Annotated in this window: 15 protein-coding genes; 2 read left to right on the top strand and 13 right to left on the bottom strand. The window is 69.1% G+C overall.

The window, feature by feature from the left end; translation table 11 throughout:
- Positions 1–236: 236 nt before the first annotated feature.
- The 11 genes from PZE19_RS19275 to PZE19_RS19225 form a co-directional block, all read right to left on the bottom strand.
- A complete protein-coding gene (locus PZE19_RS19275; RefSeq protein ID WP_277862243.1) occupies positions 237–1,283 on the bottom strand; it encodes a tyrosine-type recombinase/integrase in 1,047 nt (348 codons plus the stop codon).
- Positions 1,284–1,833: 550 nt separating this feature from the next.
- On the bottom strand, positions 1,834–2,721 hold the full coding sequence (locus tag PZE19_RS19270) for a serine/threonine-protein kinase (protein ID WP_277864371.1): 888 nt from the start codon (positions 2,719–2,721) through the stop codon (positions 1,834–1,836).
- A 1,170-nt stretch (positions 2,722–3,891) separates the two neighbouring features.
- Positions 3,892–4,329, bottom strand: coding sequence for a cupin domain-containing protein (locus tag PZE19_RS19265; RefSeq protein ID WP_277862242.1), 438 nt, complete (start codon positions 4,327–4,329; stop codon positions 3,892–3,894).
- Positions 4,330–4,438: 109 nt separating this feature from the next.
- Positions 4,439–4,849: a hypothetical protein gene (locus tag PZE19_RS19260; RefSeq protein WP_277862241.1), complete on the bottom strand. Its 411-nt coding sequence runs from the start codon at positions 4,847–4,849 to the stop codon at positions 4,439–4,441.
- Positions 4,850–4,907: 58 nt separating this feature from the next.
- The gene (locus PZE19_RS19255; protein ID WP_277862240.1) at positions 4,908–5,855 is read right to left on the bottom strand and encodes an NADP-dependent oxidoreductase; all 948 of its coding nucleotides are present in this window, start codon (positions 5,853–5,855) and stop codon (positions 4,908–4,910) included.
- Positions 5,856–6,274: 419 nt separating this feature from the next.
- On the bottom strand, positions 6,275–6,745 hold the full coding sequence (locus PZE19_RS19250) for an acyl carrier protein (RefSeq protein ID WP_277862239.1): 471 nt from the start codon (positions 6,743–6,745) through the stop codon (positions 6,275–6,277).
- Between the two features lie 258 nt (positions 6,746–7,003).
- Complete coding sequence (locus PZE19_RS19245; protein WP_277862238.1) at positions 7,004–7,642, bottom strand: HD domain-containing protein; 639 nt, start codon at positions 7,640–7,642, stop codon at positions 7,004–7,006.
- A gap of 98 nt (positions 7,643–7,740) precedes the next feature.
- Positions 7,741–8,379, bottom strand: a complete 639-nt coding sequence (locus PZE19_RS19240; protein WP_277862237.1) for an HD domain-containing protein — start codon at positions 8,377–8,379, stop codon at positions 7,741–7,743.
- A 130-nt stretch (positions 8,380–8,509) separates the two neighbouring features.
- Complete coding sequence (locus PZE19_RS19235; protein ID WP_277862236.1) at positions 8,510–9,865, bottom strand: cytochrome B6; 1,356 nt, start codon at positions 9,863–9,865, stop codon at positions 8,510–8,512.
- A gap of 166 nt (positions 9,866–10,031) precedes the next feature.
- Positions 10,032–10,607, bottom strand: a complete 576-nt coding sequence (locus PZE19_RS19230; RefSeq protein ID WP_277862235.1) for an NADPH-dependent FMN reductase — start codon at positions 10,605–10,607, stop codon at positions 10,032–10,034.
- A gap of 28 nt (positions 10,608–10,635) precedes the next feature.
- Entirely contained in the window at positions 10,636–11,118 is a 483-nt protein-coding gene (locus tag PZE19_RS19225; RefSeq protein ID WP_277862234.1) for a cupin domain-containing protein, read from the bottom strand.
- A 241-nt stretch (positions 11,119–11,359) separates the two neighbouring features.
- On the opposite strand from PZE19_RS19225, the gene PZE19_RS19220 reads away from it, so the two are divergent.
- Positions 11,360–11,977, top strand: a complete 618-nt coding sequence (locus tag PZE19_RS19220; protein ID WP_277862233.1) for a sigma-70 family RNA polymerase sigma factor — start codon at positions 11,360–11,362, stop codon at positions 11,975–11,977.
- A gap of 72 nt (positions 11,978–12,049) precedes the next feature.
- On the top strand, positions 12,050–15,448 hold the full coding sequence (locus PZE19_RS19215; RefSeq protein ID WP_277862232.1) for a protein kinase domain-containing protein: 3,399 nt from the start codon (positions 12,050–12,052) through the stop codon (positions 15,446–15,448).
- A 255-nt stretch (positions 15,449–15,703) separates the two neighbouring features.
- Here PZE19_RS19215 and pgm read toward each other — a convergent pair whose 3' ends face one another.
- Both pgm and PZE19_RS19205 read right to left on the bottom strand, forming a co-directional pair.
- Positions 15,704–17,398, bottom strand: coding sequence for a phosphoglucomutase (alpha-D-glucose-1,6-bisphosphate-dependent) (gene pgm / locus PZE19_RS19210; protein WP_277862231.1), 1,695 nt, complete (start codon positions 17,396–17,398; stop codon positions 15,704–15,706).
- Positions 17,399–17,442: 44 nt separating this feature from the next.
- Positions 17,443–19,479 carry a glycogen debranching protein gene (locus tag PZE19_RS19205; RefSeq protein ID WP_277862230.1) on the bottom strand — a complete coding sequence of 679 codons (2,037 nt, stop codon included), beginning with the start codon at positions 19,477–19,479 and terminating at the stop codon, positions 17,443–17,445.
- Positions 19,480–19,533: the final 54 nt, after the last annotated feature.

The raw sequence follows: 19,533 nt of genomic DNA, 5'->3' as shown, positions 1-19,533 counted from the left end.
GAGTCGCTCCGACCCTGGTCGGCTCAACTTCTCAGGAGCCATCGGGAATGTCAACGATCCTACAAAACCGGCTCCCCGTCGATGGTTTCCATCCGAGCGAGCCGACCGACCCGCCCCCTCTCGTCTCTGATCGGGCGCGGAAGACGGACCCTTCAGCCCTGCGCCCTTGGCGGAGGGCCCGAAGGATCGTCCCTCTCCAGGAAACAGCTCGGCTCGCCTCGGCGTGGTCGCCCGATTCAACCGGCATCGGCGTATCTTCGGCGGCAGCACGGGCACTCGCTGCCGCTTCCCTTGACCAACGCCTGGAACGCCGTCGGCTGCGGCAGCGTGATGATCGCCCGGAACGCCAGCGGCGCCCGGTGGGCGTAGTGGCGATAGGTGATCCCGCCGATCGAGTGGCCCAGGATCTCCACCGACGACTCGGGCACGTGCTCGTCGTGGTACGTCGCGCACGTCTTGCGGAGGTCCTTCAGCTCCCACGGCTCCTCCCGGCCGGTCTCGACGTCCAGCCTCGGCTTGATGCCGGCGAGCTTGCACAGGGATTGGAAGCGGGCGTTCGGCCGGGCCCCGCCGCCGAGGAAGACCGGGTCGGCCGGCTGCGAGTCTATCGGCATGATGTCCCGAAGGTGCGCGTGGACCACCCGGTTCATCGGCCGGTGAAACGGCTTGCCCGTCTTCACCCTTCGGTAGAACAGCCAGCCCCAAGGCGACCGCTCCTTGACCTCGCGGTCGGGCGAGTCCCGGTCCCACGAGACGTGCCGCCAGAGGATCGGCTCGTGGGCCGGCGTCGACTCCCAGACGGTCCCGGTGTCCACTCCGTAGTTGAAGAAGACGACGAGGGCGGCCCGCCAGTAACGGCCGATCGACAGGGGCGCTTCCCAGCCCCGGGGCCGGCCCATCGCATGGGTCGCAAAGTAGAGGGCGTTCATCTCCGCCTTGGTCAGGTAGTGGCGGCCGGCGACGTCGCGCTGGTCCCTGGGACCGGGGAATCGCGGCGGCACCTCGATCAACTCCTGCTCCCAGGCCCAGGAGAGCACGGCCCTGAGGTGCTCGCGGGCCTTGTTTGCGGTACGACCCGGGTTGGTCCCCTCGTCATTGACGGCCTGCTCGTGGACCCAGTCGAGGAACTCGCGGACGTCCTTACGCCTCAGCTGCTCGATCGGCCCCGCGCCGCCCCACCGCTCCCACTTCCGGATGGTCGAGGCGTACTCGTTGCGCGTCCCGCGGGATAAGCCCTTGGCGCGGGCATAGCTCTCGGCCGCCGACCTGAACGTCGTCGACATTCCTCGGCCCCCATCCATGAGGTCCGTTCGCCGAACGGGGAATCTCACGATCACGTAAGTTCCAGACCTCTGAATCGGGCGATGGCGTATGGAACGATCGTGAAAATCGCAGCGAGGGCAACCGAGCCTGCAGAAGGTTCCTGCTGGGGCGAGTTGCACGAGGACACGGCCTGGCGGACCGACGCGCGTAGGATCCGACCTCGGTTGGAGACCGGCACGCCAGGTGAGACCAGCTCGCCAGGGTGGGGCCGGGGACAAAGACACGACGCTGCTTACCCGCTAGTCGCTTCGGGACAGGCAGAACCGAGAGCCGGACCGCGGACGGACAATTCCGTTGCCGCGACTCGCTGACATCCGATGACATCTGACCAGCTTCCGCGTCGCTGAAGTCGGCCCTCAGAGTCGGCCCATCTCCCGGCTGGACATGACTTTCAAATGTGCGGGTGCGGGTCCCGCCAACCTGAGCTTTCGACGGCGTGCATTCATTAAGGATGAGATGCGATAACCCGGGAGAGGGTGACTCGATACCGGCCCAAGGATTGGCGAATCGTCAGAGATCGCGCGCGAAGCTGCTGTTTGGCCTGATGGGCCGGGAGTCGCTCGCGTCGACGTCTCGCCACCACCGTGTGGCGTGCTCCTGGCCCCAGTCGCCGGAGCAGGCGCATTCGCCCAGGGCCCGCTCCAGGCCCGCGGCGTGGGCGTAGCGCTCGTCCGGGTCCTTGGCCGGGCAGCGCAGCACGACGCGCTCAAGGTCCTCGGGGATGTCGGGGCGGGCCCGCGACGGCGGCTCCACAGGGTTGCGGGCGTGCGTGATCACCACTGCGATCCCATCATCTCCCTCGAACGGCGGCCGGCCGGTCAGCAGATAGTAGGCCACCGCCCCCAGCGCGTAGAGGTCGCTCCGCCCGTCCACCGCATGGCCGTCGCCCGACGCCTGCTCCGGCGACATGAACAGCGGCGTCCCGAGCACCTGGCCCTCCCGGGTCAGCCCCGGCGCGCCAGACCCCGCCGGCGGCAGGACCAGGCCGAAGTCGGGCAGCTTGGCCTGGTCCTCGAGGCCCCCGGAGCCCGCGACGATGACGTTTGAGGGCTTGATGTCGCGGTGGATCAGGCCCTCGGCGTGGGCCAGGCGCAGGGCCTGGCAGAGCTGGCGCAGGAGGCGGACCGCCCGACCCGGCGGCAGGGGGCCGTGCCGCTCGACGAGTTGCTTCAGGGTCAGCCCCGGCAGGTACTCCATGACGTAGTAGTTGGCCCCGTCCTCGGCCCGGCCGTAGTCGTAGACCTCGACGACGTTCGGGTGCGTCATCGCCGCGGTGATCTGGACCTCGCGCTCGAACCGGGCCCGGGCGCCCGGGTCGGCCACGGCCTCGGGCCGGATGAGCTTGATGGCGCAGGGGCGCTTGAGGAGCCGGTGCTCGGCCAGGTAGACCTCGCCCATCCCGCCGGCGCCGAGCCGCTCACGCAGGCGATACGGCCCGAGCCGACGGGCGTCTGCGACCTCCCGTCGCGGGCGGTGGAGCGCCCCGGCCTGGCAGGCGGACCCGACGGCCAGGATCGCGAGGAACAGGGCGTCGAAGCTGAGCTGGGCGAGGGGCATCGTCAAGCGCGCCAGCCCCCCCATCGCTCCCGGATGGACCAGGCAGAGGGCCAGCAGGATCGCGAACGGCAGGAGTGCCAGCGGGCCGACGATCAGCGCCGCGTGGAGGCCGCTCTTCGGGGTGGCCACCCCGAAGGTGACGATGAGGACGGCGGCGTACAGCACGAGGTTCTTCATCACGAGCTGCACCGACGTCACGTCGCCCCGCAGCGAAGACCGCAGCATCGCGCGGTAGTAGATCACACCCAATACGCCGGCGATCAACCCGGCCATGCCGAGTTCCACGGCCCTGAGCCGGGACGACTTATCGAGTCGACGGGCGGAGAGCAGGGCGAGGACGGCGCCGAGCCCCACGACGGCCGGGGCGTTGACTACCGAGGTCGTCCCGTCGGTCTCCCTATGGACCGCGAACCGCCAGCCGGGCAGGATCGCGAAGATCGCGAGGTAGAGAATCGCCAGGGCCCACAGCCGGGTCCGAACCAGCGGGGAGATCTCTGCCGTCGCGAATGGCTCGCGGCCGTCGGCGATCGCCGTCCTCGGCGTGAACACGCGGGGGCGGCCGAGCGATCCGGGCCGTGCATAGTCGATCGTGTCGGTGAGACCCACAACGCTCCGGCGCGGGCGCGGGCCGCGTGGCCGTCACTTCGAGCCCTCGGCATGGCGGCTCCTGCGGCCTCTGGCCCGCCCGTCTCTCCGCCCGTTCGTCCTCGTTGAGGAGGCCGACCTGCGGCTGTAAGGCGTCGCCGGAGGCCTGCTTGGGCCAGGTCGCGATCCCGGCGGGCCCCATCCGGATCGCACGGGCGAACAGCTCAGCGATCCGTCTCCAGCGCGACGGCTTGACTTTCCCCCTTGGAGTTGGTCGGCGAGCCAGGCCCGGACCGGTCGTTCATCGCGTCGACGGGTTCGCCGGCGCCGATGCCCGAGACGCCCACCGGGGGGGCCATCTTCCCGGAGACCTCGTGCCGTGGGATGAATGGCCGGCCCGGCGTGCCATCCCCCGGAGGCGTCAGATCAGCCCTTCTTCGCGGCCTCCCCCGGGACCGTGACCTTCTCGGCGTCGCGTGGGTGCAGGATCACCGCGAGGAGGCGCGTCCTCGCCTTCGCGCTGGGATTCCTCGTCACCCGGTGGAGGCAGCCGGACGGCTCGTAGAACGTGTCGCCTGCCTTGTAGGTCTTCACGGGCTCGGCGTTGATGGCGTGCTCATACTCGCCGTCCAAGACGTATCCGAACACCGGCCCGGTGTGGCGGTGCGGGGGGACCCGTTCGCCTGGTCCGATCGACACCTCCTCCACGGTCGCCGTGGCATCCTTCCCGTCCAGCTTCTCGACGATGTCCCGCCGTGAGAGCCGGGTCACCTCGGTCCTGCCCCTCTCGTCGTGCCGGGCCAATACCATCCCGCCGGCCCCGACGGCGGCGCAAACTGCCAGCGCAAGCGACTTCCGATTCATGGCTGACTCCCGCGAGGGTTGGAATGATTTCGACGTCAATCTGGAGAATTACATGACCGGTCGAAGCCGACCCGGGCTTGCGTGCTCGGGAGCCCGGACAGGGCCCGATTCATGAGGGTTGGCGGACATCGATCGCGTTGTAGAGGACGGGGAGGCCGAAGAACTCGGCCACTTCGTGCTGGACGACTTGCTTCGCGTGGAAGCTGGGGCAGCGCCCGCTCAGGACCAGGCCCCCGCCGCGGCGGGCCACCAGGACGTCCCGCGAGCGGCTGCCGAGCCGGCTCCGCAACAGTTCGGGGAGGGGGCCCGGCGGCTCGTCCTGGCTCGGGATCTGTCCGGCCATGACGTTCTCGGGGCCGACCATCGGCGTCGATACGCCGCCTTCCGTCTCGAGGAGCAGAGAGAGCAGCCGGGAGCGGAGCCCGGCGGCCTCAGGGGGCGTCACGCCCGGATCGCGAGGCCGTTCCCGCACGTGCTCGAGCTGGGCAGTCTGCTCAGTCGTCACGACCGGTCGTACCATGGTGGATGCCTCCTGGAGAACCCTTTGCTCGAGGCGCGGCGCGGGCGGCGAGCGTCCTTCAGGGGATCGCCTCGGTTTCGTCAACCCGGAGGACGATCTTCCCCCGGACGTGCCCGGCCAGCCCCCGCTCGAACGCCTCACGCGCCCGGGCCAGCGGCAGCACCGCGTCCAGGACCGGCCGGACCTCGCCGGCGTCGAGCAGCCGCGCGATTTCGACGAGCTGGACCCGGCTCGGCTCCACGATGAAATAGATCCCGCGGACACCGGCGTCCCGGGCCGGCTCGGGAGGGGGTGGGGCCGCGACGGAGACGAGCGTCCCGCCGCGCCGCAAGACGCGCCAGGAGCGTTCCATCGTGTCTCCGCCGATGGTGTCCAGCACGACGTCCACGTCGCGGAGCACCTCCTCGAACCGGGTCGTCCGATAATCGATCGCCGCCTCGACGCCCAGCTCGCGCAAGAAGTCGTGGTGGCGCACCGAGGCCGTTGCGCTGACGTGGGCACCCCGCCAGCGGGCGAGCTGGGCCGCGAAGGCGCCGACGCCCCCGGCCGCGCCGTGGATAAGGATCCGCTGCCCGGCCGCCAGGCCGGCGTGGACGAAGAGCGCCTGCCAGGCGGCGAGGGCCGAGAGGGGGACCGCCGCGGCGTGGACGTGGTCGAGGGTCGGCGGCTTGGGTGCCAGGTCCGCAGCCCGCACGGCGACGTACTCCGCGGCGCTGCCGTCGCGCGGGAATGCGACCAGGCCATAGACGGCGTCGCCGGGGGAGACCTCCGAGACGCCGGGGCCGAGCGCCTCCACGACGCCGGAGACGTCGTGGCCCGGGATTGTGGGGAGGCGCTCGTGCCCGTCGGGCGTCCGGTAGGTCTCCGGCCAGGTGAGTTCCGTCGGCGTGATGCCGGCGGCGTAAACGCGGATTAGCGCCTCGCCGGCCGCCGGGTCGGGCCGCGGTGCATCCTCATACACCAGCAGTTCCGGGCCGCCGCGGGCATGTAACCGTGCCGCTTTCACGACAAGTCCTTTCTCGGCCGTCCGGCCGCGTGGATGGGTATGGAAGAGATCGAGACGTCCACCCGGTTGAGCGAGGACCGGCGATCATCCCCACCGCAGCAGGCGGGAGGAATCGAAGTTAGCCACCGCGCATGCGTCTCGTGAGAAGAAGCTCTGGCGGACTCTCTCCGGAGGCTGCCGGCGAAGGCCAAAATCCGCGGTGTCATCGTCCCCGTCCCCCCTATCCTTGGTCGGTGCCCGAGCAGTTGTGACATGGGACACCGAACCTGCGATTGTTGGTGACTCGCCCGCTTCTTTGCCGGACTCCATTCTGAGCGCGGCGGGCGCACACCCTGCTGAAGTGGAATTGGCCTGTGACCGACTGAGGGCCCTCCGGGTGTCGGTGCCCCGGGTTGGTCCCTCATCCTTGAAAGCGTCCGTCAATTCCCAACGATCGTCGGGCGATCGAGGGGGCTCCGGGAGACTCTGGCCGCCGCCAGGACGCCGACGGCCGCGCCTCGACCGACCCTGAGCTTCCAGGCGACGTAGCGGACGAGCAGGTCGACGGTGAACAGGTCCGCAACGCTGCCCAACCGCCGGTCCCGCTCCAGGCCGCTCAGGTCGGCATAGGGCATCCGGGCACGCAGGGCGGCGAGGCCCTCGACGGTCACCCGGCCGTCGTGCAGGAAATCCGCCTCGTCCGGCGAGGCGAGCTCGATGAAGAGTTCCCCGCGCGGGATCGCGAACCCGAACTCGCGCTCCAGGCGGAACACGATGTCGAGCAAGTCGATCGACTCTGCGCCAAGGTCCCCGAGCAGGGAGGCGGCTGGCGTGACGTCGTCCTCGTCGACGCCGAGCGATTGCACGAGCACGGTCGTCACGCGCACGAGGATCGGGTCCGGTGTGGCCATGGGTTCGTCCTTCCGGGAGGTGCGAAGTCATGTGAAGGAGACGATTCGGGTCAGCGACGGTGCGCGGTGGGGCCGGGGGCTCGCCCTGCGCTCGCGGGTGGGCGGCCCTCGACGTGATCGGAGTCGTGCTCGACGAGGATGCGCCGGACCTCCAAGGTCTCGGCCCGGATGGGCGGAACCGGGAAACGTCACACCACCCCGCTAGTCCCTGACCGCGGCCGGCAGAGACATCCGGGGGATGCTCCGTCTCCGGGGTCCTCACCCTCCCAGCGGGTTGGCGGCGATCAGGTCGCAGAAGTTCGGCCGGCGATAGCCGGGCTGCGTCCGCTCCAGGATGTCCGTGTTCATGGTCCCGAACGCCGTCTCCGGCCGGTAACCGAAGCCCTCCGCAAACGCCCGGACGATCCCCTCCTTGAAGTCGACCCGCGGGTACGCGGCGAGGACGCTCGCCCGGTCCTCCTCGGCGATCTCGTCGAGCCCGTCGCCGAGGACGTCGGCCTCGACGCCGCCGGTGACCAGCGCGATCTCCGGGCGCTTGTGCCAGGGGATCTCCGGGGTCGTGTGCAGCGCGATCGCGTCCCACACGACCCCGGCCGACTCGTCATCGATGCCGTTGGCCCGGAGGAAGTCGCGGGCCGCGTTGGCCCCGTCCACCTCGAACCGATGGTCCCGGCTCCGATAGTTCGGGGTGAGCCCGAAGTCGTGGAACACGGCCCCGACGTAGAGCAGCTCGTGATCGACTCGCAGCCCTCGATGGCGGCCGCGGAGCGACCCGAAGAGGAAGACCCTGATCGAATGAGCGTGCAGCAAGGGCGTGCCGTGCTCCCGAAGCAGGCCGGTCGCCTCGCGGGCCAGCTTGCTGTCGGGGATCCGAATTCCGGCAATCATCTCGGACATGTGTGGCCTCGGTTTGGGTGAGCGTGGGTGGTTTCGAAGAAGATCCGTGTATGAGGTTCGGCGGGGCCGTGAGGCGTGGTCGCACCGATTGGTATCGGTCAACCTCCCAGCGGGTTGGCGGCGATCAGGTCGCAGAAGTTCGGCCGGTGGTAGCCGGGTAGGTTCCGCTCCAGCAGGTCGGCGTTGAATGTCCCGAATGCGGTCGCGGGCCGGTCCGCGAGGCCGTCCACGAAGGTGCGAGTGATTCCGCACGCAAAGTCGACCCGCGGGTAAGCGGCGAGGACGGCCTCGCGGTCGCCGGCCGAAATCTCGTCGAGCCCACGGCCGACGACGTCCGCCGCGGTCCCGCCGTTCATGAGTGCGATCTCCGGCCGCTTGTGCCAGGGGATCTCCGGCGTCGTGTGGAGGGCGATGGCGTCCCACACGATTCCGGCCGATCCCTCATCGATGCCGTTGGCTCGCAGAAAGTCCCGGGCTGCATTCGCCCCGTCGACCTCGAACCGGTGGTCGGGGCTGCGATACCTCGCGGTCAACCCCAGGTCGTGGAACATGGCCCCGACGTAGAACAGCTCGTGATCGATCGACCAGCCCCGGTGGCGGCCCTGGATTTCCCCGAACAGGTAGACCCTCAGGGAGTGGGCGACGAGCAGTGGGCTGCCGTGCTCACGCACGAGATCGGTCGCTTCCCGGGCCAGCTTGCTGTCGGGGATCCGGATCCCCGCGATGACTTCAGCCATGATTCGACTCCGAAAAAATGGTGATTCCAAAGACGAACGCGTCACGTGCTCCGGCAGGACCATGACACAGTGCGGGACGTGGACGATGCCCTCCTGGATGGCTCTGACCGTAAGCGCCGATCCGCCGGCCTCAGAGCTGCCGCATGAAGGCGACGAGGTCGCGCTTCTCCCGATCGTTGAGCTTGAGCTCGAGGATCAGGTTGAAGAACTCGACCGTGTCTTCCAGCGTCAGCAGCCGGCCGTCGTGCAGGTACGGCGGCGTGTCCTTGATCCCGCGCAGAGGGAAGGTCTTGATCGGCCCGTCGCCGACGGCGGTGTGGTTGTTGATCACTCGCGACTCGAAGAATCTCTCCGTCTTCAGGTTGTGCATGAGGTTGTCGGTGTAATAGGGCGGGGAATGGCAGCTCGCACAGTTCGCCTTCCCGAAGAAGATCTCCTGCCCGCGCATCTCCTCGGGCGTGGCCTTACGCGGGTCGAGCTTGCCGTCGATCCCGAGCTTCGGGGCCGGCGGAAAGTCGAGTAGCTCCTGGAACTCGGACATGAACGAGACCTGCGTGGAGCGGTCGAGGTGGTTCACACCCTTCTTGGCGGCGATCACATGATCCCCGTCGAAATAGGCCCCGCCCTGCTCGAATTCGGTGAAGTCCTCGATGCTACGCAGGGCCCGCTGTGATCCGAAGAGGCGTTCGATGTGGACGCCCCGCAGCGTCGGGGTGTCGATCCTGTGCCGATGGGACTGGGGGCGCACGTCGGGGGCGAGGTGCGTCGCCCCATTCGAGTGCCCGTTGGCGTGGCAGTCGAAGCAGGTGACCCCCCGGCTCGGCTGGGCGGAGCGTCGGTCTTCGGTCGCGTTGAACTGCTGCTGCGGGAACGGGGTGACGAGCAGCCTCAGCCCCTCGAGCTGCTTGGGGTTGAGGACGCCGTCGAAGAGCTCGAAGTAGTTCTCCAGCGTGACGAGCTTGCCCCGCGAGACGTCGCCGAGGTCGGACCGAGTCGTCAGATAGATGGGTGCGGGGAACTCGGGGAGGAAGTGGTCCGGCAGGTCGAAATCCAGGTCGTAACGGGTGAGGTCGCGGCCCTCCTGCCGCTTGATCTCGACGACGTGGAACCGAGGGAAGACCATCCCCCCTTCCGGGTGGTTCGGGTGTGGCAGGGGCAAGAAGCCTCTCGGGAGAAGGTCCTTGTCACGAATCTCCTCGGGAGTCATCGCGACGAGCGCGTCCCAGGTGGTGCCTGCCGCCAGTCTAACCCGCACGCCCCCCTGGACCGGCTTGCCGCGGGACATGGTGACGCCGGCCGCCGGCCGGTCCTCCAGGTCATAGCGATCGCGGAGGAGGTCCAATTGGCGGCGCATGACCGCCGGCTTCTCGGCCTCCATTCGCAACTGGATGGTTCGGGGGGATTCTCGGACCGCGACGGGCAGGTAGCTCGTCTCCGTCGCGCCGGGCTGCTGGCCTCGTACCGCCGTGGAGGCGACGGCTACCATGAGAGAAGCGATCCATCCGCCTGCTCCGATGACCTTCATGATTGGATCTCCTTCGTGTCACAGCTCAAAGGGGCGTCCGGGCTCGATGTTTGGGATCGATCGACGGGGCCCTTGCACCGAGGCGGCGCCGGGGCGGCTGAAATGCCGATTCAGCCACGACTCACCCCTACGCCTTGATTTTCATCAGGAACGAGGCGAGCGTCCTGCCGAGCGTATCGATGCCCTCCTGCTGCTTGGGGTCCGTCAGAGAACCGTTGGCGCGGAACGCCTCGTGGGCCCTGGCCACGGCGATCTGGTCCGGCAGGACGACGACGCCGATGTTGCCGAGGATCGACCGCAGGTGCACGAGCCCGCGCAGGCCCCCGAGGGCACCCGGCGAGGCGCTCATCAGGGCGGCGACCTTGCCCCGGAAGGCCGCCAGCGGCGGCTCGCACGGAGCCGGTCGCGACACCCAGTCGATGGCGTTCTTGAGGTCTGCGGTGATCGAGGTGTTGTATTCGGGCGAGGCGACCAGCAGGCCATCATGGTCGATGAAGATCTGCTTGAGCTTCGCGCCGTTCCCCGGCATCCCCTGTTCGGCTTCGAGGTCCTGGTCGAAAAGCGGTAGCGGGTAGTCCTCGAGGTCGATCAGCGCGACCTCGGCGCCGGCATCCCGGGCCGCGTTCGCGGCGATGCGCACGAGCTTCTTGTTGAAGGACTCCCTGCGGAGGCTGCCGGCGAAAGCCAGGATGCGCGGTGTCATCGTTCCTGTCCCCCTTCATCAGTCTCAGTCAGTGGCCGAGTAACTTCAGGTTGTACCTGGAGGTCAGCTCGGCGACCCAGTCGGCGGAGTAGGCTACGCCGTATTTTGTCGCCAGCTCCTGCCTCCGGTCCGGGTCCCCGGCCTCGGCGAGCTCGGTGAAGTAAACCTCGAAGCCGGCCGGGGAGATGACTTCCAGCAGCCGCGCCGGGCCGGGGCCGGCGTTCCAGAACGTGTGCATCAGTCCGCGGGGCTTGATCAGGTAGCTGCCCGGCCCCGCGACGACCTCCCGGTCTCCGACCCGCGCGCCGATCGTCCCCTCCAGGACGTAGGAGTATTCGTCCTCGTGGAGGTGGACATGGGGCAGCACGAGCCGCCCCGGCTCGATAGGGTGTTCCACGACGGCGAAGGCCCCGCCGGTGTCCGCCCCGGAGACCTTGAACACGACTCCCATGCCGCCGAGCCAGACCGAACGGCCCTCGCCCGGCTCCACCGCGATCCTCGGTCCGTCCATCTTCGCCTCCCGTCGTCATGCCGTCCGGATGCCTCCGGTGCAGACACATGGCACACACCGCCCCACCGCAACGACCGCAATCCGGAGGGGGTGCCGGAACGGTATTCAAAGACACCGTTCCGGCCGTTGGTGCCGACTCGATCTCATCTCTGCCCGCCGTCATACTGAGCGTGGCGGGGGCACACCCTGCTGAAGTAGAATTCGCATGAGACCGACATCGCGCCTGCCGAGGGCTTGCCCCATGAGCGAAGAGAACACCACCGTGGTGGTCCAGCGCTACCTGGACGAGCTGGGCGAAGATTCGCCCGCCGAGCCGGTCGTCCGGGCCCTGCTCGATCGGGCCGTCCGCCGCCTGCACCTGCTCTGCAGCACGATGCTGCACCGGAGTTACCCGCGCCTGACGCGGCCGCCGTCGAACCTGGATGCCGACGAGTTGCTCGGCGCCGTGGCGGAACGGCTGCTCAAGTCCTTGCGCGAGGCCCGGCCCCAGACCGTGCGTCAACTGTTCGCGCTGGCCAATCAGCACATCCGCTGGGAGCTCAATGACCTGGCCCGACGCTTAGATCATCAGCCGACCGTCGCGGCGCTGGACGAGGGGGGCGTGCCGGCGCCTGCCAGCAGCGTCTCCGGGCTCACCCCGGCCGGACTCCGCATGCTCCGGGCGATCGACCAGCTCCCGGCCGACGAGCGGGAAGTCTTCGACCTGGTGCGCATCCAGGGGATGACGCAGGCGGAGGCCGCCCAGTTGCTCGGCGTCGCGGCGGTCACGGTGAAGCGGCGGTTGAACCGCGGCTTGCGGCTTTTGGCCGAGCAACTGGCCGACCTCCGCCCGGGCGAGGATCCCCCGGACGCGATCTAGGTGCCCTCCGGCAGGACGTGGGTCTTCCGGGTGCCGGTGTCCCGGCACGCAGCAGCCTCGGGGAGCCCGGACATGTCCGCAGAATCGCGGGTGCAAGAACTGCTCGACGAGATCGCGGACTCCGGGTGTACGCCGGAAGAGGCCTGCGGCGCCTGCCCTGAGCTGCTGCCGGAGGTCCGTCGGCGCTGGCAGCAGATGCGCATCCTCAAGGGGGAGCTCGACGCGCTGTTTCCGGCGTCGGATCCCGACCCCGACGCCGAGCCCTCCGCTCCCTGGCATGCGAGCGCCGAGTCGCTGCGAATTCCGGGCTATGACGTCGAGGCGGTGCTCGGCCGCGGGGGCATGGGGGTCGTCTATAGGGCCAGGCACCTGCGCCTCAACCGCCCGGTCGCCCTCAAGATGATGCTCGCCGGCCCGTACGCCGGGCCCCACGAGCGGGCCCGGTTCCAACGCGAGGCGGAGGCGGTGGCCGGCCTGCGCCACGCGAACATCGTCCATGTCTACGATGTGGGAGACCACGGCGGATGCCCCTATTTCACGATGGAGCTCGTCGAGGGGGGCAGTCTGGCTCATTCCCTGGCAGGGACTCCGCAGCCCGCCCGCCAGGCGGCTGCGCTCGTGACCACGCTCGCCGAGGCCGTGCATGCGGCGCACCAGGCCGGGATCGTTCACCGCGACCTCAAGCCAGCCAATATCCTGCTCACCGCATCGGGCACCCCGAAGGTCGCCGACTTCGGGCTGGCGCGGCATTTCGACGCAGACTCGGCCCTCACGCTAAGCGGCGCCCGGATCGGGACCCCGAGCTACATGGCACCCGAGCAGGTGCTCGGAGAGGCGAGCTCGATCGGGCCCGCCGCGGACGTCTACGCGCTCGGCGCCCTCCTTTATGAAATGCTCACAGGGAGGCCGCCTTTCCGAGGAGTGACGACGGCCGAGACGGAGCGGCAGATGGTCAATGACGAGCCCGTGGCCCCCTCACGGTTAAACACGAATGTGCCGCGCGATCTGGAGACGATTTGCCTGAAATGCATCTCCAAGGAGCCGGATCGCCGCTACGCCGGCGCCGCGGCGCTGGCCGACGATCTGAAGCGCTTCGGGGAGGGGCGGGCAATCCAGGCCCGGCCCCTGGGCTGGGGAGAGCGGCTATGGCGCTGGGGCCGGCGCAACCCGACAGGGGCGGCGCTCTTGGTCACGGCGCTTGCCCTGGTCGGGCTGGCGAGCGGCGGCGGGGTCTGGCTCGTGCAGCAGCGGGCCGAGCGGCGGGAGGAAGCGGCCTGGCGCCTCCGGGAGTTGCGCGACGAGATCGGCACTTCCGTGGCTGAGGCCATCAACCTCCGCCAGGGGTTCCACTTCCGCGAGGCGCGGCACCTGCTGGAGCAGGCCAGGCTGCGGCTCGAGCCGTCCGGGCCGGACGACTTGCGCCGGCGGGTGGCCCGGGCGCGGGCCGACCTGGAGCTCGTGGAGGATCTGGACCGGGCCCGGTTGCAAGCGGCGACACTCATTAAAGGGAAGTTCGAGACCTCCGGGGCTGAGCTGCTGTACGAGAAGACATGGGCGAAGGCGTTCGGCCGCCAGTGGGAAGACGTCCAGGATGTGGCGGCGCGTGTACGGGACTCGGCCGTGCGCGAGGAGATCGTCCCGGCCCTTGATGACTGGGCCAGCATCACCCGGGATCCGGCGCGACGGGCCTGGCTGTTGGCGTTGGCCCGAGAGGCAGACCCCGACCCGTCGCGGGACCGCTTGCGCCAGCCGGAATTGTGGGAGGATGGTGCCAGGTTGACGAGGCTCTTCCAGGAGACGGGACTAGATGATCTGTCCCCTCAGTTGGCGACCGCACTGGGCCGGGTCTTGCGCAAGAAGGGGGACGATGCGGTGCACCTGCTGGGCGCGGCGCAGGCACGTCGTCCGCAGGACTTCTGGCTCAACTTCGAGCTGGGCTTGGCCTTGGTCGAGTCCGGGCGGAACGAGGAAGCCCTGGGTTTCTTCCGTGCGGCGCTGGCCCTGCGGCCCGAGGCCCTCCCGGCCCACAACAGCGTCGGCGTCAGCCTCGGTACCATGGGCCGTGCGGACGAAGCCATCCGCTATCTGCAGGAAGCGCTGAGGATCGACCCCAATTTTGCGATCGCCCACCATAACCTCGGCTGGGTCCTAAGCAACAAGGGCCGGCACGACGAAGCCATCAAGCACTACGAGGAAGCCATCAGGCTCGACCCGAAGAGGGCGGGCGCGGCGCACACTAATCTCGGGCTGGCCCTATGGGCGAAGGGCCGGCACGACGAAGCCATCAAGCACTACGAGGAAGCCATCAGGCTCGACCCGAAGAGGGCGGGCGCGGCGCACAGTAATCTCGGGCTGGCCCTATGGGCGAAGGGCCGGCACGACGAAGCCATCAAGCACTACGAGGAAGCTATCAGGCTCGACCCGAAGAGGGCGGGCACCGCTGATAACCTTTTCACCTGCCGCTACGCCGCCGCCTGTGTCGCAGTCCAGGCCGCCGCCAGCCTGGAATCGCGGGCCCGAACGCTGGGTGAAACGGAGCGAGTTGACCTGCGCAGGCGATCGCTGGACTGGCTGCGGGCGAACCTGGAGCGGAGGGCCGAGCAGCTCGAAATCGGCAGGGTGGTGGACTGGTCGTCCTTGAGCACGAGGCCGCTCTCCGACTGGCAAACGGATCCTGCTCTGGCCGGCGTGCGTGACGCGACCGCCCTGGCGACCTTGCCCGAGGCCGAGCGCAAGGAGTGGCACCGACTCTGGGCGGACGTGGCGACGCTGTCCGCCGCCAACCCGCTGGAGCAGGGCCGGGCCCACGCCGCCCGACGAGAGTGGGACAGGGCGGCCGCCGACTACGCGCGGGCCCTGGCGCGCGGCCCGACGGAAGACGGCGAATTCTGGTTCGAGTACGCCGGCCTGTTGCTGCTCTCCGGCGACCTCCAGGGCTACGCGAGGACCTGCGCCCACATGATTCAGGCGAGCGGCAAGGAGGGTGGCCCGCGAGCCTACCACGTGGCCCGCGCCTGCACCCTCGCCCCCGATTCCGTCGCGGAGTCATCGCTGCCCGGCCGCCTCGCCGAAAAGGAACTCCAGGACTTCGCCCGAGAATTCTGGTCGCTGACCGAGCAAGGGGCCCTGGCGTACCGGGCCGGAAAGTTCCAACAGTCGGTTCTCTTTTTCGAGCAGAGCCTGCGGGCTGACTCGAGAGCGGGTACGGCGGTGCTCAACTGGCTGTGGCTGGCCCTGGCCGATCAGCGCCTCGGGAAGTCCGAGGAGGCGCGACGCTGGCTGGGCAAGGCCCAGGCGTGGCTCGATCAGTACGGCGACGGGATGCCGGCCCCTGGCGAAGAGAAGCTCGGGCTGCACCTGCACAACTGGCTGGAAGCCTACGTGCTGCGCCGCGAGGCGGAAGCGGTGATTCCGTCCAAGGATCTCAGAGGCGGTACGCAAAGCCCGGGACGCGGCGCGACGCCGGACTGAACTCCGTCTGAGCTCGCCGGGGACTCATGATCAGGGCCTTCGCAGCACGCAAACGTCCCCTTTCGCCGGGTGTTCACTGTTACGACGACCACGCATGGTGCGCTTTTCGCGCCCGGTCACTGGCCACGAGATGCGCATTGATTGCCTTATGATTGGACATGTAAACATCATCAGGCACATCCCCTGCTCGACGCCGGTCAACCGGGGTCAGCCCGTCGTGCTCGGGTCGAGCCACCCTCCCGGGGGTGCGACCTTCTACGCTGCCGCGGGCGGGCCCCAGGTTCCCGGCTGATATTCGTGGGGCGCGGCCGCCTCCCGCAGCACGGGGTCGACGATCCGCCGCGCCTCGTCGACGATGGCCTCGAGGTGGGCCTGGTCGCGGAAGCTCTCGGCGTAGAGCTTGTAGAGGTCCTCGGTCCCCGATGGCCGCGCCGCGAACCAGCCACTCCGGGCGACGACCTTGAGGCCGCCGATCGCGGCCCCGTTCCCCGGGGCCCGGGTCAGCCGGGCGACGATCGGCTCGCCGGCCAGTTCCGTCGCCTTGACCGCGCCGGCCGATAAGTTCTGCAACCGTGCCTTCTCGGCGGGAGTCGCCGGCGTGTCGATCCGGGTGTATAGCGGCGACCCATGCTCGGCGGTGATTTCGCGGTAGAGTTCACCCGGGTCCTTGCCGGTCCTCGCGGTGATCTCCGCCGCCAGCAGGCCGAGGATCAGGCCGTCCTTGTCGGTGGTCCATGCCCCATCGCGCCGCAGGAAGCTCGCCCCGGCGCTATCCTCGCCGCCGAAGCAGTAGGAGCCTTCGGAGAGGCCCGGCCCGAACCACTTGAAGCCGACCGGCACCTCGGCGAGCGTCCGGTGCAACCCCGACACGACCCGGTCGATGATCGAGCCGCTCACCACGGTCTTGCCCACCGCCGCCCCGGCGGGCCAGCCGGGTCGGTGCCCCAGGAGGTAGCGGACCGCGACGGCGAGGTAGTGGTTCGGGTTCATCAGGCCGGACGACCGGGTCACGATCCCGTGGCGGTCGCTGTCCGGGTCGTTGCTGAAGGCGACGTCGAACCGGTCCTTGAGCCGGACCAGGCCGGCCATCGCGTAGGGGCTGGAGCAGTCCATGCGGATCTTGCCGTCGTGGTCCAGCGTCATGAAGCGGAAGGTCGGGTCGACCGCCTGGTTCGTGACGGTGATGTCCAGGCGGTACCGGTCGGCGACCTGCCCCCAGTAGTGGACCGCCGCGCCACCGAGCGGGTCGACGCCGATCTTCAGTCCGGCGGAGCGGATCGCGTCCAGGTCGATCACGGAGGACAGGTCATTGACGTAGGGCAGGACGAGGTCGGTCGGGTGGGTCGTCGCGGCCCGAAGGGCCCCAAGATAGGAGACGCGCTTGGTCCCGGCGTTGTCCGACCGAAGGAGGGCGTTGGCGCGGTCCTGGATCCAGGAGGTAACGTCCGTCTCGGCGGGCCCGCCGTGGGGCGGGTTGTACTTGAACCCGCCGTCTGCCGGCGGGTTTTGCGACGGGGTGACCACGATCCCGTCGGCGCGGCGCGCACCCTGTTGTCGATTATGCACCAGGATCGCGCGGGAGATGACGGGGGTCGGGGTCACGCCGTCGTCGCGCTGCAGCACGGTCTCAACGCCGTTGGCCGCCAGAACCTCGAGCGCCGTCCTCTGGGCCGGATCCGAGAGGGCGTGGGTGTCTTTCCCCAGGAACAATGGGCCCTCGATCCCGTGGGATTGCCGGTAATCGCAGATGGCCTGCGTGATGGCGAGGATGTGCGCCTCGGTGAACGTGCCGTCGCCGGGGGTACCCCGGTGGCCGCTGGTACCGAAGGCGACGCGCTGGCGCGGGTCATGCGGGTCCGGCACGCGCTCGTGGTAGGCCCTCTGCAACTCGCTCACGTCAATCAACATGTCGGCGGGTGCGGGCTGACCCGCCAGGGTGTGAGTCGCCACGGCATCGCCTCCTCGGTAAGACCTGGGCACCGGACGGGGATGATTCATGCGTCGGCCGCCCGCCTCAGCAGGACGACCACGGAACGGGCCTGGACGCGGTATTCCATCGACGGGACCGGCGGACCGGGCATGGTGTCGACGATGTCGTCGGGGCTCGGCAGCGCGGTGTCGATCACCCGACCCCAGCACCCCGGACTGCCTTCCTGCACCGTGAACGTCAGGGGCTCGTGGTAGGCGTTGATCATGACGTACAGGTCGCCGTCCCCCTGCGAGGCCCCGCGCAGGGCGTAAGCGAGACTGTGCGAGTCGTCGCCCGTGTCGGCAGACGGGCCGACCCCGTACCAGCGGACGTCGTCGCGCCAGAACCGGCTGCGGCCGAGCGTCGGGTGCGCCTTGCGGAACGCGATCATCAGCCGGACGAAGCGGAAGTGGTCCGCGTGGGTCGTCAGGCGGCCCCAGTCGAGCCAGGTCGTCCCGTTGTCCTGGTTGTACGGGTTGTTGTTGCCCCGCTGGGTCTGCAAGAGCTCGTCGCCGGCGGAGATCATGGGCACGCCGTTGGCCAGCAGGAGCAGACAGCAGAGGTTCTTCGCCTGCCGGCGCCGCAGCGCGGCGACCTCGGCGGGTAATCCGTCGTCTCCCTCCCAGCCGCAATTCCAGCTCAGGTTGTCCGCCGCGCCGTCGATGTTGTCGTGGCCGTTCGCCTCGTTGTGGCGGCGGTCGTACGAGACCAGATCGTACAGCGTGAACCCGTCGTGACAGGTGACGTAGTTGATGCTCTGAGACGGTCGGCGGGCGTCGCGCGGGGTATCGGGGAAGAGGTCATCGCTGCCGTACAACCGCATCATCAGGGCCGGCACGGTGCCACGGTCGCCGCGGACGAACCGGCGGACGTCGTCGCGGAAGCGGCCGTTCCACTGGTGCCAGAGCGCGCCGGGGAACCGCACGCCGAGTTGATAGGCTCCGGCCGCATCCCAGGGCTCGGCGATCAGCCGGACGTCCCTGAGCACCGGGTCGGTGCGGATGGCGGTCAGGAGGGGAACGTCCGGGCCGGCGAAGCTGCCGTCGGCGTTTCGGGCGAGCACCGAGGCGAGGTCGAAGCGGAACCCGTCGACGTGCATCTCGGTGACCCAGTAGCGCAGGCTCTCGAGGATCAGCGTTCGGACGGCCCCCGTATGACAGGCGAGCGTGTTGCCGCAGCCGGAGTAGTCGAGGTAGGGTCGCGCGGGGTCGTCGGACGCGAGGTAGTAGGTGGCGCTGTCGATCCCCTTGAAGCTGTACGTCGGACCCGCCTGGTCTCCCTCGGCCGTGTGGTTGTAGACGACGTCCAGGACGACCTCGATCCCCGCCCGGTGGAGGGCCTTGACCATCTCCTTGAACTCGCGGCGCGCGTCCCGGACGTCGGCCGCAAAGGAGTGGTGGGGGGCGAAGAAGTTGAGCGTCATGTACCCCCAGTAGTTCCCCTCCTGGGGGTCGAACTGCTGCACGGGGAGCAGCTCGACGATCGTGACCCCGAGGTCCCTCAAATGAGGGATCTTGTCGACGACCCCCGCGAAGGTGCCGCGGCGTCCGGCTGCGACGCCGCTCGCAGGGGCATTGGTGAACCCGCGGACGTGCATCTCGTAGATCACCGCTTCCGAGTCGTGCCGCGGCGGCCGGTCGTCCTCCCAGTCGAACGGCGCCTCGCGGCGCGGCAAGACGCCCAGGGGGGCCATGCCCGCGTTGGGTCCCGGCCTGCGGGCGGCCTCCCGGTCGAAGGACGGCGGGAAGAAGACGTCCCGCGCGTACGGGTCCAGGAGGACCTTGTCCGGGTCGAAACCGGGGTGGCGGTCTGACCCACCGGCCCGCGGTCCGTCGACCGAGTAGGCGTAGTAGCGGGCGCCACGGGCCCGCTCCTCCTCCACCCGGCAATGCCAGATGTCCCAGGTCTTGTGCACGCGGGGGTCGAGATCGAGCGCTAAGAGCGGGCGGGCCGGGTCGGCCTCGCCGAAGAGGAGGAGCGTCACCCGTTCGGATCGCCGGGAATAAAGCATGAAGTTATGGGCGCGCTGCTGCTCGATCCAGGCCGCTCCCGGGGGGAGCACGCTCCCCTCCTTCGAGGCCCAGCCCCCGGCCGAGGGTCGGGTCTCCGGTGCGAT

Origin of the sequence: Paludisphaera mucosa (assembly GCF_029589435.1) — a bacterium.
GTDB classification, from domain to species: Bacteria; Planctomycetota; Planctomycetia; order Isosphaerales; family Isosphaeraceae; genus Paludisphaera; species Paludisphaera mucosa.
The sequence above is the reverse complement of the archived record's forward strand: the minus strand, read 5'-3'. Positions and strand labels throughout refer to the sequence as shown.